This window comes from Siculibacillus lacustris (assembly GCF_004328075.1).
GTDB lineage: Bacteria > Pseudomonadota > Alphaproteobacteria > Rhizobiales > Ancalomicrobiaceae > Siculibacillus > Siculibacillus lacustris.
The window spans coordinates 24,014-39,676 of the sequence record NZ_SJFN01000040.1; the positions used below are offsets into that span (position 1 = coordinate 24,014).

Here is a 15,663-nt window from a genome sequence, read left to right on the forward strand (position 1 = left end):
CCCGACCGCGGGCCCTGCGAGCCGAGGGTCGGCGCCGCCGGTCACGGTGGCCGCCGCGCCTCGCGACGTGCCGTTCCCTTCGGGCATCGGAATTGCAAACGGGGTTCGAACCGTGGCATCGATGCCACCGGGTGGACCGTCCGACGACTCGCGCACGGCGTGGGGTCGGCCGCTGTCGGGGATTTCACAGAGGGAGCGCAGGCGATGGATCAGGCGACAAACGGATCGACCCCGGCGTCGGCCGGTCGGGCGGCCAGAACGGTCGACGAGATTCGCGAAGCGATCGTCGAGAAGCTGAAGTACGGGGTGGGCAAGAACGCCATCACCGCCAGTGCGCACGACTGGTTCTTCGCCACGGCTCTGGCGGTGCGCGACGAGGTCGTCGATCGTTGGATCGAGTCGACCACCCGCACCTACCGCGACGACGACAAGCGGGTCTACTACCTCAGCCTCGAGTTCCTGATCGGGCGCCTGCTGTTCGACGCCATGGGCAACCTCGAGATGACCGACACGGTGCGCGAGGCGCTGGCCGGGCTCGGGGTCGATCTCGACATGCTGAAGACCGTCGAGCCCGACGCGGCGCTCGGCAACGGCGGCCTCGGCCGGCTCGCCGCCTGCTTCATGGAGAGCATGGCGACCCTGTCGATCGCCGCCTACGGCTACGGCATCCGCTACGACCACGGCCTGTTCCGCCAGCGCATCAAGGACGGCTGGCAGCTCGAATATCCCGAGGACTGGCTGGCGGCCGGCAACCCCTGGGAATTCCCGCGGCTCGAAGTGGCCTATCCGATCGGCTTCGGCGGTTGGGTCGAGGCGCTGAACGAGCGCGACGGCACGGTGCGCCACGAATGGCGTCCGGCCGAGACGGTGATGGCCATCGCCTACGACACGCCGATCGCCGGCTGGCGCGGCCAGCACGTCAACACCCTGCGTCTGTGGTCGGCCAAGGCGCCGGATCCGCTGCGCCTCGACGCCTTCAACCGCGGCGACCACGTCGGAGCGGCGGCGGCACGCGTCAAGGCCGAAGCAATCTCCAAGGTGCTCTATCCGTCGGACGCCACGCCGGCCGGCCAGGAGCTGCGCCTGCGCCAGGAGTTCTTCTTCGCCTCGGCGTCGCTGCAGGACCTGATCCGGCGCCACCTCAACCAGCATCCCAAGCTCGAGACCCTGCCGGACAAGGTGGCGATCCAGCTCAACGACACCCATCCGGCGATCGCGGTGGCCGAGTTGATGCGCATCCTGGTCGACATTCACGACGTCGAGTGGGAGACCGCGTGGAAGATGACGGTGGGGACCTTCTCCTACACCAACCACACGCTGCTGCCCGAGGCGCTCGAGACCTGGCCGGTGCCGCTGATGGAGCGGCTGCTGCCGCGCCACATGCAGATCATCTATCTGATCAACGCCCTCCATCTCGACGAGATGAAGGAGAAGGGCGAGGTCGACGGGGCGCTGTTGTCGGCGCTGTCGATCATCGACGAGGCGGGCGGGCGCCGGGTGCGCATGGGCCATCTCGCCTATCTCGGCTCGCATCGGGTCAACGGCGTCTCGGCGCTGCATTCCGACCTGATGAAGGTCACGGTGTTCAACGACCTGAACCGCGTCTATCCGGGGCGGATCGTCAACAAGACCAACGGCATCACCTTCCGGCGCTGGCTCTACCAGTCCAACCCGGGATTGACCCGGCTGCTCACCGAGACGATCGGACCGGCGTTCCTCGACGATGCCAGCCGCCTGACCGATCTGATCCCCCACACCTCCGACATGGCCTTCCAGCAGCAGTTCGCGGCGGTCAAGCGCGCCAACAAGGAACGCCTCGCCCGGGTGATCCTCGACCGGCTGGAGATCAAGGTCGATCCGGACGCGCTGTTCGACGTGCAGATCAAGCGCATCCACGAATACAAGCGCCAGCTGCTCAACATCCTCGAGACCGTCGCGGTCTATGACGCGATGCGGGCGCAGCCGACTCGCGACTGGATTCCGCGGGTCAAGATCTTCGCCGGCAAGGCCGCGGCCTCTTACGCGCAGGCCAAACTGATCATCAAGCTCGCCAACGACGTGGCCAAGGTGGTCAATTCCGATCCGACCCTGCGCGGCAAGCTCAAGGTGGTGTTTCTACCCAACTATAATGTCAGCTTGGCGGAACAGATCATTCCCGCGGCCGATCTGTCCGAACAGATCTCGACCGCCGGCATGGAGGCTTCCGGTACCGGCAACATGAAGTTCGGCTTGAACGGTGCGTTGACCATCGGCACGCTCGATGGCGCCAACGTCGAGATGAAGGAACATGTCGGAGACGACAACATCTTCATCTTCGGTTTGACCACCGAAGAAGTCGCGAAACATCGGGCATTCGGCATCGACTCGCGCGAAACGATCGCCAAGTCGGCGATCCTTGCCGAAGTCCTCGATGCTATCGGTAGCGGCGTATTTTCTCCGGGAGAACCCGATCGGTACAAGCCCTTGGTCGATGCCTTGACCTACCACGACTATTTCATGGTTACGGCTGATTTCGAAAGCTATTATGCTACGCAGCGGGCCGTGTTCCGGAAGTGGCGGGACAAGGCCGCCTGGCGTCAGTCGGCGGCGCTCAACACCGCCAACATGGGCTGGTTCTCCTCGGATCGGACGATTTCCGAATATGCCGAGGACATCTGGAATGTTTCGGTGCGGCCGCCACACGGCTGACCGGAGAGACGTGGTTCCCTTCGCGGGACCGGCCCGACTCCCGGGTCGGCCCGCGAAACGGAAACGGAGCCTTCGGAACCTTCGGGGCCGCAGGCGAATTGTCTCCAGAGGGGGCACGGATGAGCGAACAGTTGTCGAAGGCGAGCGAAACCGACGTCGAGGCGATCGTCGCCGGGCGTCATGGTGATCCCTTTGCGGTTCTCGGGCCGCATGCCGTCAAGGGCGGGTTCGCGGTGCGCGTCTTCGTGCCCCATGCCGATACGGTCGAGGTGGTCGGCGAGGACGGCAAGGTGCTCGCCGCGCTCGACAAGACCCACGATGCCGGGTTCTTCGAGGGCGTGATCAAGCGCAAGCGCGGGGTCAAGGTCTCGGCACCGCCGCCGCGCTACCGGATCCACGCCGGCAACAAGGGCGGCTCCTGGGAGCTCGCGGATCCCTACGCCTTCGGTCCGGTGCTCGGGCCGCTCGACGACCATCTGCTGGTCGAGGGCACCCATCGCCTGCTCTACGAGCGGCTCGGGGCGCAGGTCCTGGAGCACGAGGGCGTCGAGGGCGTCAACTTCGCGGTCTGGGCGCCCAATGCGTCGCGGGTTTCGGTGGTCGGCGACTTCAATGCCTGGGACGGCCGCCGGCATCAGATGCGCAAGCGCATCGACAGCGGCATCTGGGAGATCTTCGCCCCCGGCGTCGGCGTCGGCGCGGTCTACAAATACGAGATCATCGCCGCCGACGGCCGGCTGCTGCCGCTCAAGGCCGATCCCTTCGGTTTCGCCAGCGAGATCCGGCCCTCGACCGCCTCGGTGGTCGACCGCACCGACCGCCTGACCTGGACCGACGACGCCTACATGGCGGCGCGCGCCCAGGGCGACCCGCGCCGCAAGCCGATGTCGATCTACGAGGTCCATCTCGGCTCGTGGCAGCGCGGCGACTGGAACCGTTTCCTGACCTACGACGAACTGGCCGAGCGGTTGATCCCCTACGTCAAGGCGCTGGGCTTCACCCACATCGAACTGATGCCGGTCAGCGAGCATCCGCTCGACATGTCCTGGGGCTACCAGCCGATCGGCCTGTTCGCGCCGACCCGGCGGTTCGGCGATCCGGCGGCCTTCGCCCGTTTCGTCGACGCCGCCCATGCCGCCGACATCGGCGTGATCATCGACTGGGTGCCGGCCCATTTCCCGACCGACGAGCACGGGCTCGGCCATTTCGACGGCGGCCCGCTCTACGAACACGCCGATCCGCGGCGCGGCTTCCATCCCGACTGGAACACCGCGATCTACGATTTCGGCCGCAAGGAAGTCGCCAACTTCCTGACCGCCAGCGCGCTCTACTGGCTCGATCGCTTCCACGTCGACGGCTTCCGGGTCGATGCGGTGGCGTCGATGCTCTACCTCGACTATTCGCGCAAGGAAGGCGAGTGGTCGCCCAACGAAGACGGCGGACGCGACAATCGCGACGCGGTCGCCTTCCTGCGGCGGGTCAACGAGCTGTGCTACGAGCTCTATCCCGGCACCATCACCATCGCCGAGGAATCGACCTCGTGGAGCGGCGTCTCGGCCCCGGTCTATGCCGGTGGCCTGGGCTTCGGCTTCAAGTGGAACATGGGCTGGATGCACGACACGCTCGGCTACATGGGGCGTGAGGCGATCCATCGCCGTTGGCACCACGACGACCTGACCTTCGGTCTGCTCTACGCCTTCGCCGAGAACTTCGTCCTGCCGATCAGCCACGACGAAGTGGTGCACGGCAAGGGCTCGATGATCCGCCGCATGACCGGCGACCATTGGCAGAAGTTCGCCAACCTGCGCGCCTACTACGGCTTCATGTGGTGCCATCCGGGCAAGAAGCTCCTGTTCATGGGACAGGAATTCGCCCAGTGGGACGAGTGGAAGTCGGATCAGAGCCTCGACTGGCACCTGACGCAGTTCCCCGATCACCTCGGGGTGCAGACGCTGATCCGTGACCTCAACCGCATCCACCGCGAGGTGCCCGCTCTCTACGCTCGCGACTGCGAGCCGGAAGGCTTCCGCTGGGTGGTGGTCGAGGACCGTGATCAGTCGGTGTTCGCCTTCCTCCGGTCCGGTGGACCCGAAGATCCGCCGGTTCTGGCGATCTCCAACTTCACGCCGGTGCCGCGCGAGGGTTATCGTGTCGGTCTGCCGCTGGCCGGTCGCTGGCGGGAGATTCTCAACACCGACGCGGCGATCTATGGCGGTTCGAACTTCGGCAACGACGGTGCGGTGTGGACCGATGGTGAAGAGGCCCACGGCCTGCCGGTGTCGGCCCTGATGCGACTGCCGCCGTTGGCGACGGTGTACTTCGAATACCAGGGCGAGTGAGCCCCCATGACAAGAGTGCCCGACCGGGAGGAAGGTTCCATGAACACGATGCCGACGACCACGACACGCCAGCACGCCGCGGGTGCCCCCTTGTCGCGGCACGCGATGGCCTACGTTCTGGCGGGCGGGCGCGGCAGCCGCCTGATGGAGATGACCGATCGCCGCGCCAAGCCGGCGGTCTATTTCGGCGGCAAGTCGCGGATCATCGACTTCGCGCTGTCGAACGCCATGAACTCGGGCATCCGCCGCATCGGCGTGGCGACCCAGTACAAGGCGCATTCGCTGATCCGCCATCTCCAGCGCGGGTGGGACTTCTTCCGTCCCGAACGCAACGAGAGCTTCGACATCCTGCCGGCCAGCCAGCGCGTCTCGGAAGAGCAGTGGTATGCCGGCACCGCCGACGCGGTCTATCAGAACCTCGACATCATCCGCGACTACGATCCCAAGTACATGGTGATCCTGGCGGGTGACCACATCTACAAGATGGACTACGAGCAGATGCTCCAGCAGCACGTCGAGCAGGGCGCCGACGTGACCATCGGCTGCCTGGAAGTGTCGCGCGAGGAGGCCAAGGGCTTCGGCGTGATGCACGTCGACGAGACCGACCGTATCGTGTCCTTCGTCGAGAAGCCGAAGGATCCGCCGGCGATGCCGGGCAAGCCCGACAAGTCGCTGGCTTCGATGGGCATCTACGTGTTCGAGGCGAAGTTCCTGTTCGACCAGCTCGACCGCGACGCCGCCGATCCCCATTCCAGCCGCGATTTCGGCAAGGACCTGATCCCCTACATCGTCAAGAACGGCAAGGCGGTGGCGCACCACTTCTCGCGTTCCTGCGTGCGCTCGCACGCCGAGGCGCAGCCCTATTGGCGCGACGTCGGCACCATCGACGCCTATTGGGAAGCCAACATCGATCTCACCGACGTGGTGCCCGAACTCGACCTGTTCGAGAACGAATGGCCGATCTGGACCTATGGCGAGATCACCCCGCCGGCCAAGTTCGTCCACGACATCGACGGCCGGCGCGGCTCGGCGGTGTCGTCGCTGGTGTCGGGCGGCTGCATCGTCTCGGGGGCCTTCCTCAAGCGGTCGTTGCTGTTCACCGGGGTGCGGATCAACTCCTACAGCCACGTCGAGAATGCGGTGATCCTGCCCTATGCCTCGACCGGTCGCGGGGTGCGCCTGACCAACGTGGTGGTCGACGCGCGCACCCATGTGCCCGACGGGCTGGTGGTGGGCGAGGATCCCGAACTCGACGCGCTGCGCTTCCGCCGCACCGAGAGCGGCATTTGTCTGATCACGCAGCCGATGATCGATCGCCTCGCGAAGTGACGGAGTCGGGCATGTCGGCTCTGAAGGTTCTGTCTGTCGTCTCCGAACTCTATCCGCTGATCAAGACCGGCGGCCTGGCCGACGTGGCGGGGGCCCTGCCGGGAGCGCTCGCCGCTCACGAAGTCGAGGTCCGGACCGTCGTTCCCGGCTATCCGTCGGTGATGGCGGCGCTGGAGATCGCCTCGACGGTGGTGGCGATCGAGGAGCTGTGGGGCGGGCCGGCGCGGGTGCTGGCCGGCAAGGCGGCGGGGCTCGAGCTGTTCGTGGTCGATGCGCCGCATCTCTACGCCCGGCCCGGCAGCCCCTATCAGGCCCCGGGCGGCGCCGACTGGCAGGACAACGCGGTGCGCTTCGCGGCGCTGTCGTGGATCGCCGCGCAGATCGCCATGGGCGCGGTCCCGGCCTTCGTGCCCGACGTGGTCCATACCCACGACTGGCAGACCGGACTGGTCGCCGCCTATCTGACCTACGACGGCCGGCGCCGGCCGGGCGTGGTCACCACCATTCACAACATCGCCTTCCAGGGTCGCTTCCCGGCCTCGCTGATGCCGATGATGGGCCTGCCGTCCTATGCCTTCGGCATGGAGGGCATCGAATATTACGGCGGCATCGGCTTCCTCAAGGCGAGCCTGCGCTTCGCCGATCGGATCACCACGGTGTCGCCGACCTATGCCGACGAGATCTTGACGCCGGAGAACGGCATGGGCCTCGAGGGCCTGCTCAATTCGCGTCGGGCGGTCGTCTCGGGCATCCTCAACGGCATCGACGACACGGTGTGGAATCCGGCCACCGATCCGCTGCTGCCGGCCCACTACACCGTCTCCTCGCCCCTGGGGCGGCGGCTGGTGCGCACCGAACTGTGCCGGCGCTTCGGCCTCGTCGACGATCCCAAGGCGATCGTCTTCGGCGTGGTCAGCCGCCTGTCGTGGCAGAAGGGCCTCGATCTGGTGCTCGCCGGCATGGACAAGATCTTGGCGCTCGGCGGCCAATTGGTGCTGCTCGGTTCCGGCGACGCCGATCTCACCGCCGGTTTCCAGCGCGCCGCATCGACCAATCCCGGTCGCATCGGTTGCACCATCGGCTACGACGAGTCGCTCGCGCATCTGATCCAGGGCGGGTCGGACGTGATCCTGGTGCCGTCGCGCTTCGAGCCCTGCGGGCTGACCCAATTGTGCGCCTTGCGCTACGGCGCGATTCCCTTGGTGAGCCGGGTCGGCGGCCTCGCCGACACGATCATCGAGGCCAACGAGATGGCGATCGACGCCGGTACCGGCACCGGCGTGGTGTTCTCGCCCCTGTCGCAGGAGCAGTTCGAAGGCGCTCTGACCCGGGTCGCGCGCCTGCACGCCGACCCGACACTGTGGCGGCGGCTGATGCGCAACGCCATGAAGACCGACGTGTCGTGGTCCCGTTCGGCCGGTCGCTATGCCGATCTCTACCGTGGTCTGGTCGTCGAGCGCGGCGCCTGACGGTGGCGCACGGGGGAGGGACGACGACGATGATCCACGGTGCGATCGGTCCCGGCGCGACGGAGCCGCTCGGCGTCACCCATGACGGCGAGGGGGTCAACGTCGCGGTGGTCTCGGCCAACGGCACCGCCGTCGACTTCTGCGTCTATGACGCGACCGGCGACCGCGAGATCGAACGCATCCGTCTGCCGTCGCGCACCGGGCCGGTGTTCCACGGCCGCATCGACGGGCTGCCGGTCGGCACCCGCTACGGCCTGCGCGTCGACGGCCCGTGGAACCCCGCCGACGGCCACCGCTTCAACCCGGCCAAGCTGATCGTCGATCCCTACGCTCAGAAGATCGACCGGCCGTTCCGCCTGCATCCCGCCCTGTTCGACCAGCGCGCCCGCGGCGCCGCGGAGGACCGCATCGACAGCGGCATCCACGTGCCCAAGGCGATCGTCGAGGCGCCGGAGCCGCTTCAGCCGGTGATCCGGCCGCGCATCTCGCCCAAGCACCGGGTGGTCTACGAGCTCCACGTCAAGGGCTTCACCCAGCTCCATCCCGACATCCCCGAGGCGATCCGCGGCACCTTCGCCGGCCTCGCCCATCCGGCGGCGATCGCCCACCTGATCCGGCTGGGGATCAACGTGGTCGAGGTGATGCCGATCTGGGCCTGGCTCGACGAACGCCATCTCGCGCCGCTCGGGCTGACCAACTACTGGGGCTACAACCCGATCACCCCGCTCGCCCCCGATCCGCGGCTCGCGCCCGGCGGCTGGAGCGAGATCCGCACCGCCATCGACGCGCTGCACGAGGTGGGGATCGCGGTGATCCTCGACGTAGTGCTGAACCACACCGGCGAGAGCGACCACCACGGGCCGACAGTATCCTTACGCGGCCTCGACAACGCCCTCTACTACCGCACCCGTACCGACGATCGCTCGCGCTACGTCGACGACGCCGGTTGCGGCAACGTGCCGGCGCTCGATCGGCAGGCGATGATGCGGATCGGCCTCGAGGCGCTGCGCGTCTCGGCGCTGCGCGGCGGATTCGACGGCTTCCGCTACGATCTGGCGACGACGCTGGGGCGGCGGCGGGCCGGGTTCGATGCGGCGGCGCCGTTCCTGGCGGCGCTCGAGCAGGATCCGGTGCTGCGTACCCTGATCCACATCGCCGAGCCCTGGGACATCGGTCCCGGCGGCTACCAGCTCGGCGCCTTCCCGGCGACCTGGGGCGAATGGAACGACCGTTACCGCGACACCATGCGCCGCTTCTGGCGCGGCGACGAAGGGCTGGTCGGCGACCTCGCGACCCGGCTCGCCGGCTCCTCGGACGTCTTCGCCGGGCGCCGACGCAAGGCCTCGGATTCGGTCAACTACGTCACCGCCCACGACGGCTTCACCCTCGCCGATCTGGTGTCCTATACGGGCAAGCACAATCTCGCCAACGGCGAGAACAATCGCGACGGCAGCGACGCCAATCAGTCGTGGAACCACGGTGTCGAAGGCCCGAGCAGCGATCCGGCGATCGTCGCGGCGCGGGCGCGCGACGTGCGGGCGCTGATCGCCACGCTGCTCGGCTCGCGCGGCACGCCGATGCTGTCGATGGGCGACGAATGCGGCCGCACCCAGGGCGGCAACAACAACGCCTATGCCCAGGACAACGCGATCTCGTGGTTCGACTGGTCGAAGGTCGATTCGGGCCTGGTCGACTTCACCCGGCGGCTGCTCGACCTCCGGCGCGCCCATCCGGCGCTGCACGACGACAAGCCGCCGATCGGCGAGCCGGTCGACGATTCCGGCCTCGCCGACGTCGAATGGCGCCATCTCGACGGCCGCCCGCTGGCGGCGCGCGACTGGCACGATCCGGAGAACTATCGCCTCGCCGCGGTGTTCACGGTGGTCGACCACGGCGGCGAGTTCGACCGGGTGGCGGTCGTGGTGTCGGCCGACCTGCGCGCCTCGGTGTTCATCCCGCCGATGGCCCGATCGGGGCATCGCTGGCGGATGGTGCTCGACAGCGCCCATCCCGACCGCGAGCCGGTGGCGGCCTCGAAATTCGCGATCGACGGCCGCGCCGTGGTGTTCGTGGTCGAGGAGCCGGTGCCGGAGGAGGTGCGGGCGGTCCGCGCCGATCCGCGTACCCTCGATCGGCTCGCCCGTACCGCCGGGATCGCCCCGGAGTGGTGGGACAATTCCGGCAACTGCGTGAAGGTCGGCGACGACACCAAGCGAGCGGTGCTGGCGGCCATGGGCCTGCCGGCGACGACGCTCGGCGAGGCGCGCGACAGCTACGATCGCCTGATCGCCGAGACCACCGGTCGGCCGCTGCCCTTCGCCCAGACGGTGTTTTCCGGCGCGCCCTGCGAGGTGCCGCTCGGCGGTGCGCCGTCGCGGGGCCTGCGCTCCTTCGCCCTCGAGATCACCGACGCGATCGGCGAGGCGCGCGGGCTGGTGGTCCAGCCCGGCGACGGACGCACCGAGCGGGTGACCACCGCCGACGGGCGGGTGATCCTGCAACGGCGCATCGCGCTGCCCGACCTGCCGCTCGGCCGCTACACCCTGCGCATCGACGGGTCGCAGGAGTCCACGGCCCTGACCGTGGCGCCGCGCACCACCCATCTGCCGGCGGAGTGGGACGGCGACGTCCGATCCTTCGGCATCGCCACCCATCTCTATGCGCTGCGCAGCGCCGGCGACCAGGGCATCGGCGACTTCACCACCCTCGGCCGCACCGGCGCCGCCGCGGCCGCGGTCGGCGCTGTGACCATCGGTCTCAATCCGATCCACGCCCTGTTCCCCCAGGACCGCGAGCGGGCGAGCCCCTATTCGCCCTCCGACCGGCGCTTCCTCGATCCGATCTACATCGACGTGACGCGCCTGCCCGAGGCGTTGGCGAGCGCGGTCGAGACCGATCTCGCCGCTGCGGCCCCGATCTTCGGGCGCCTCGCCGGCCTCGCCCACATCGACTACACTGCGGTCTGGGCGGCCAAGGTGACGGTACTCGACGCCGCCTTCCGGGCCTTCGAGGCGTTGCGCGAGCGGCGGCCCGGCGACGGTCTGGTCGCCGCCTTCCTGGCCTTCGTGGTCCAGGGCGGCGAAGGCCTCGAGCGGTTCGCGACCTTCGAGGCGATCGCCGCGGAGCACGGCGCCTCGACCGCGTCGGGCTTCCCGAGCGAATTGGCGACCAGCGAATCGTCCGGGGTGATCGGCTTCCGGTTGGCCCATGCCCGCGCCGTCGAACGCTCGATGTTCCTGCAGTGGCTGGCCGCGACCCAATTCGCCGAGGCCGCGACGCGGTCGCGGGCCGCCGGGCTCGATCTCGGCTTCTATCGCGATCTGGCGGTCGGCTGCGCGCCCGACGGGGCCGAGGCCTGGGGGGCCGGCGATCAGTTGATGCGCGCGGTGTCGATCGGCGCGCCGCCCGATCCGTTCTCGCCGGACGGCCAAGTGTGGTCGCTGCCGCCGCCCAACCCCTACGCCTGGGCGCGCACCGGCTACCGCGCCTTCTCGGAACTGATCCGCGCCAACATGGCCCATGCCGGGGCGCTGCGCATCGATCATGTCCTCGGGCTGCGGCGGCTGTTCCTGGTGCCCGACGGCGCGCGCGGCGGCGAGGGCGCCTATGTCGACCAGCCCTTCGACGATCTCCTCGGGCAACTGACCCTGGAGAGCCGGCGGGCCGGCTGCGTGGTGGTCGGCGAGGATCTCGGCACCGTGCCGTGGGGCTTCCGCGAGCGGCTGGCCGAAGCCAAGGTGCTGTCCTATCAGGTGCTGTGGTTCGAGCGCGACGGTCGCGACTTCATGTCGCCGACCCGCTATCCCCGCCTCGGCGCGGCCTGCGTCGCCACCCACGACCTCGCGACGCTGGCCGGCTGGTGGGAGGGCACCGACATCGTCGAGATGCTGCGGCTCGGCACCACCTCGGCCGAGGCGCTGGCCCAGGCGGCGGAAGATCGCGAGCAGGAGAAGCGCCTGCTGGTCGATTCGCTGATCCACGTCGGGCTGTTGTCGGTCGAATGGGACGAGGAACTGCTCGACGACGGAATGCCGGCCGAGATCGCCGCGGCGATCCATGCCTGGATCTCCGGCGGGCGGTCCGTCCTGGCGCTGGTCCAGGCCGACGATCTCGCCGGCGAGACCGAACGGCTGAACCTGCCCGGCACCGACCGCCAGCGCCCGAACTGGCGCCGCCGCCTCGCCCTCGACGACGTCGAATTGTTCGAGAGCCCGCTCGCCCGGGCGATCCTCGCGGGCTTCGCCGCCCGCCGACGCGCCCCGCGCTGAGCGGGGCGGCCGGAGGTCGCCTCACGCCTTCGGCGGCGGCAGGGCGGCGAGGAAGCGCGCGACCGCATCGGCGATGCGGCGCCGATCGGTGAACAACGCCATGTGGCCGCCGCCCTCGAGGGTCATCAGCTCGGCCCCGGCGATGCGCTCGGCGAGCCGCGCCGACATGGCATGGGGCACCACCACGTCGTCGACCGCATGGACGATCAGCGTCGGGCAGGCGATCGCGCCCGGCTCGGGCGTGCGCTGGTCGCGACACTGGTCGAGGTCGAGGGCCAGCCCGCCGAGCCGCTCGGGGAGCCGCGCGAACAGCGAGGCGCGCAGCGCGGAGAGCGCTCCCGCGGTATCGGGATCGGCGAGCACGCGGGCCCGCAGGTCCGGATCGGGGATCGCGCGGCGATCGGCACGCTCGGGATCGCGGGCGGCCCGCGCCGCGAGGAAGTTGACCAGCGGTTTGATCCGCGCCGCCAGCATCAGGATCCGGAAGGCCAGCGGCATCTTGGGGATCAGCCGATCGGTCGCCGCCGAGACCAGAACCAGGCCGCGGCAGCGCTCGGGATGACGGTGGGCGAAGGCCAGCGCGCAAGGCCCGCCGCCGGAGATCGCCATAACCACCGCATCGGCGAAGCCCTGCCGATCGAGGAGCCTCGCGTAGGCGTCGGCCTGGGCGTCGGCGTCGCGGCCGAGGCCCGCCGGCGAGCCGAGATGGCCGGGCCGCGACACGGCCAGCGCGGTATGCGGCACCTCGCCGGCGAGCAGGTGATCGAGCAGGGCGCTCTGGTCCCAGCCGCCGAGCCCGCCGTGCAGCGCGAGGACGGCGGGGCCGTCGCCGCGGGTGGCATATTCGAGGCCGTCGGCGGAGGTTTCGACCCGGTAGGTGGCGAGGATCGTCGCACCCCTGCGGCGGCGGTCGTCGGGGGAGGGGGTCATCGGCTCGCCTCCTCTCCCTGCGTCGGGGACGGGCCCTGCGGCGCGGCGCGCCGGGCCAGCAGCCGGATCAGCGCCAGCGCCTCCGGCGGCGGCGGCGATTCGATACGGCGATATTCGGTGCCGTCGAGGGTCCGCCACATCAGGCCGCCGTCGACCAGCTCGCGCCGCAGCAGGGCGTGGTCGCCGAAGCGGTGCTCGTCGCGGAGGCGCCGGTTGATCTCGCGCTCGTGCATCACCAGCCGGGCGGGCAGGCGCGACCACATCACCCACAGGCAGTCGACGCGATGATTGGCCTTGCCGGGCCAGCGCATCAATTTTCCTTCGCCGTCGAAGTATCCGGCGATCCGGGTCAGCCGCGCGGTGTCGATCGGCGGGGCCGGCGGGGTCGGGGTCGCGAGCCGGTCGAGAGCCTCGGCCTGGGCGCGGAAGTGCTGGTAATTGGCGAAGCCGCCGGCGCGGGCCAGCATGTTGAGCATCTCGACGTGACCGGGCGGTCCGTCGTGGGCGCCGAGCTGGCGTTCGAGCGCGCGGGCGAGCCCCGCGATGTCGTTCGCGGCGAAGGGGAGGGGGGATCTGGACATCGTTCGACCTCGTTGCGTCGTGCCGCAGGCAAAGGATCGTCGATGGTCGCCCTTGTCGACGGCGGCACGCGGGAAACGGGTGTCGAACGTCACGGGAAGAATGGCAGGTCTAGACCCCCTACGGGGAGCGACGCCTCGGTGAACTGCCGACCGATGGCGGTAGGGATAATCCGCCGCGGCGGTAAATGCAAGATCTTTGGGAATCGCGTGCTTTGCGCGCGCTCATTTGCCCCGTTGACGAGATGCGTAGCCATAGTCGAATGATCGCAATTAGGACGAAACTGAGGTGGCAGTCAGCAGTCTTGTCTTAGCGAGTAGTAAGCCACAGAAGGCTCGTCAATTTGTTGAATTTTCGTGCGATCCGGTTCGGCAGCGCATTATGTGATCTTCGATCGGGGCCTGGACCTTCCGGATTCAGCGGACCGGGATCGCTGGTGCGACGTCAACAGAAACCAACTTGTGGCTCTAAGACGTAAGAGCTATGGGTTTACAAAACCGGAGGTGGTATTATCGCTAGTGATATAGCCAAACGTGGATATTGTTATCGACGAATTCGCGGTGAGGTCGGAAAATGCCACAAGGAGGCATGTTGAAAATGGATTCCTTAGCTGGCCGCCTTCTTTTCTTGGTCGCCTTATCAGGTTTTCTCTGCAATACAGCAGATGCTAAAACGATTAAAATGGATTCATTATACACAAGTATAAATGAAAAGTACTGTACTAAGTCTTTTATGAAGACGATCCCAACGAAACCCCTTTTTTGGTTTGCCCAGGAGTACTTGGATATAGTTTGCACGTTCGACAGGTTGAATCAGGTCGCTTGTCGATCAATGTCGTTGATCCATCAAAACGGATTTTCCCTCTCAACTACCAAGACATGGTTACTCGTTCGATGTCGAGTTTGGGTGATAAAGTTGAGTGGAGGGTTGGTGTAGACGGTATTCGATCGAATCCTGCTGCGCTTATTGTTCGTATCCTGGCACATGAAAAGAGCAGAGAGCCAGAAGTGATTACGAGTATATATGTTGCTATATCAAAAATAACAGAAAATGAAATATGTGTAACTGATGTAATTCGGTTTAGGTCTTTTCCTATACCAGGGGCGAAGTTACGGGGCTTGGTGGATTCTGCGGTGAGTAAGCGGTGTACATCGCCACTGCGAAAAATCGGAAATCCAATAAAATGAACGATGTGACTAGGGAGTGGAGATTGGAAACATGATAACGCCGCTGCAGTTTATGCTCAGGTACCGCAATATTGTTGTAAATATAGAGGCTCAGGACAATCTCAAGAGAGTGACGTCGGTCATTCCTGTCACGGTAAGTCTCAATAAGTATTTTATGATGAATTGGGCGGCGGGCTCGAGTCAAGCCACCGAATTTGCTGCTGTGACCGCCGGATCACCTAAAGATGCCTGGTTCCGCCAGTACAAGGAACGTATTCGGACTGCCGCAATGGGCAAGGGTTCTCCGGAAGATTATGGTCTCGCTCTCCAGTGGGCCCTCTACGAAAATCATATACAAAATCCTTCTCAAACAACAGTTCAATCATATTTTGACCAAAACATGGGTATAGATTGTTCTGGTTTTGTGACAAATTACTTGATTGCACGTGGAAAGAAGCCGGATTCGCAATCCGTGCAGAGAGATACTTCCGCTGCGTCCTATTTTAGTGCTGCGAAAGCTGTGAACGATCCTCTCCATGTTCGCCAAGGTGATTTGCTCGTTTTTATGAAGGGAAATTCGGTGTTGACGGGCCCTGGACATGTTGCGGTGGTGGAATCTTATGTTCCACAATCTAGGTCCTGTTGAGGAATAGGATTCCCCTTCGGGTCCAGGAATGATTCAACGTCGCTTTCGGAGGGCGGCGGCGTTGATTCGAGACCTGATGAGCGACGAGGAATGGGCGTTCTTCGAACCCTTCGTGACGAGACGTGGCCCGCACAGCGGCCGGCGACCTCAGGGCCATCGGCGTGTCCTCGACGGCGTCTTCTGGATCGCCCGCACCGGCGCCCAGTGGCGCGATTTGCCCGAATTCTTCGGCAAATGGTCGTCGGTCTA

At 66.6% G+C, this 15,663-nt stretch carries 9 protein-coding genes; 7 read left to right on the plus strand and 2 right to left on the minus strand.

The features are described from left to right. The first annotated feature begins 204 nt into the window (after nucleotides 1–204). The 5 genes from EYW49_RS19745 to glgX all read left to right on the plus strand — a co-directional run bounded on the left by EYW49_RS19745 (nucleotide 205) and on the right by glgX (nucleotide 12,093). The gene (locus tag EYW49_RS19745) at nucleotides 205–2,688 is read left to right on the plus strand and encodes a glycogen/starch/alpha-glucan phosphorylase (protein ID WP_131311351.1); all 2,484 of its coding nucleotides are present in this window, start codon (nucleotides 205–207) and stop codon (nucleotides 2,686–2,688) included. Nucleotides 2,689–2,807: 119 nt separating this feature from the next. Beyond that, the gene (glgB, locus tag EYW49_RS19750) at nucleotides 2,808–5,027 is read left to right on the plus strand and encodes a 1,4-alpha-glucan branching protein GlgB (protein ID WP_131311352.1); all 2,220 of its coding nucleotides are present in this window, start codon (nucleotides 2,808–2,810) and stop codon (nucleotides 5,025–5,027) included. Between the two features lie 48 nt (nucleotides 5,028–5,075). Beyond that, nucleotides 5,076–6,356 carry a glucose-1-phosphate adenylyltransferase gene (gene glgC / locus EYW49_RS19755; RefSeq protein WP_131311360.1) on the plus strand — a complete coding sequence of 427 codons (1,281 nt, stop codon included), beginning with the start codon at nucleotides 5,076–5,078 and terminating at the stop codon, nucleotides 6,354–6,356. An 11-nt stretch (nucleotides 6,357–6,367) separates the two neighbouring features. Continuing rightward, nucleotides 6,368–7,825 (plus strand): glycogen synthase GlgA, encoded by a 1,458-nt coding sequence (gene glgA, locus EYW49_RS19760; protein ID WP_131311353.1) that lies wholly within the window; start codon nucleotides 6,368–6,370, stop codon nucleotides 7,823–7,825. Nucleotides 7,826–7,854: 29 nt separating this feature from the next. After that, the gene (gene glgX / locus EYW49_RS19765; RefSeq protein ID WP_131311354.1) at nucleotides 7,855–12,093 is read left to right on the plus strand and encodes a glycogen debranching protein GlgX; all 4,239 of its coding nucleotides are present in this window, start codon (nucleotides 7,855–7,857) and stop codon (nucleotides 12,091–12,093) included. A 21-nt stretch (nucleotides 12,094–12,114) separates the two neighbouring features. Here the strand turns inward: glgX and EYW49_RS19770 are convergent, their stop codons facing one another. Next, nucleotides 12,115–13,023, minus strand: coding sequence for an alpha/beta fold hydrolase (locus EYW49_RS19770; protein ID WP_131311355.1), 909 nt, complete (start codon nucleotides 13,021–13,023; stop codon nucleotides 12,115–12,117). After that, complete coding sequence (locus EYW49_RS19775; protein WP_131311356.1) at nucleotides 13,020–13,604, minus strand: DUF2087 domain-containing protein; 585 nt, start codon at nucleotides 13,602–13,604, stop codon at nucleotides 13,020–13,022. The genes EYW49_RS19770 and EYW49_RS19775 overlap by 4 nt, the downstream gene beginning before the upstream one ends. 1,216 nt (nucleotides 13,605–14,820) lie before the next feature. Here EYW49_RS19775 and EYW49_RS19780 point away from each other — a divergent pair. Next, the gene (locus EYW49_RS19780) at nucleotides 14,821–15,414 is read left to right on the plus strand and encodes a CHAP domain-containing protein (protein ID WP_131311357.1); all 594 of its coding nucleotides are present in this window, start codon (nucleotides 14,821–14,823) and stop codon (nucleotides 15,412–15,414) included. Between the two features lie 28 nt (nucleotides 15,415–15,442). Continuing rightward, a partial coding sequence (locus EYW49_RS19785) for a transposase (protein ID WP_131311358.1) occupies nucleotides 15,443–15,663 on the plus strand: 221 nt, incomplete at its 3' end.

What these genes read in the sequence shown, in the direction of transcription:
- EYW49_RS19745 (WP_131311351.1), top strand. Translation starts at nt 205, where the DNA reads ATGGATCAGGCGACAAACGGATCGACCCCGGCGTCGGCCGGTCGGGCG.
- glgB (WP_131311352.1), top strand. Translation starts at nt 2,808, where the DNA reads ATGAGCGAACAGTTGTCGAAGGCGAGCGAAACCGACGTCGAGGCGATC.
- glgC (WP_131311360.1), top strand. Translation starts at nt 5,076, where the DNA reads ATGCCGACGACCACGACACGCCAGCACGCCGCGGGTGCCCCCTTGTCG.
- glgA (WP_131311353.1), top strand. Translation starts at nt 6,368, where the DNA reads ATGTCGGCTCTGAAGGTTCTGTCTGTCGTCTCCGAACTCTATCCGCTG.
- glgX (WP_131311354.1), top strand. Translation starts at nt 7,855, where the DNA reads ATGATCCACGGTGCGATCGGTCCCGGCGCGACGGAGCCGCTCGGCGTC.
- EYW49_RS19770 (WP_131311355.1), bottom strand. Translation starts at nt 13,023, where the DNA reads ATGACCCCCTCCCCCGACGACCGCCGCCGCAGGGGTGCGACGATCCTC.
- EYW49_RS19775 (WP_131311356.1), bottom strand. Translation starts at nt 13,604, where the DNA reads ATGTCCAGATCCCCCCTCCCCTTCGCCGCGAACGACATCGCGGGGCTC.
- EYW49_RS19780 (WP_131311357.1), top strand. Translation starts at nt 14,821, where the DNA reads ATGATAACGCCGCTGCAGTTTATGCTCAGGTACCGCAATATTGTTGTA.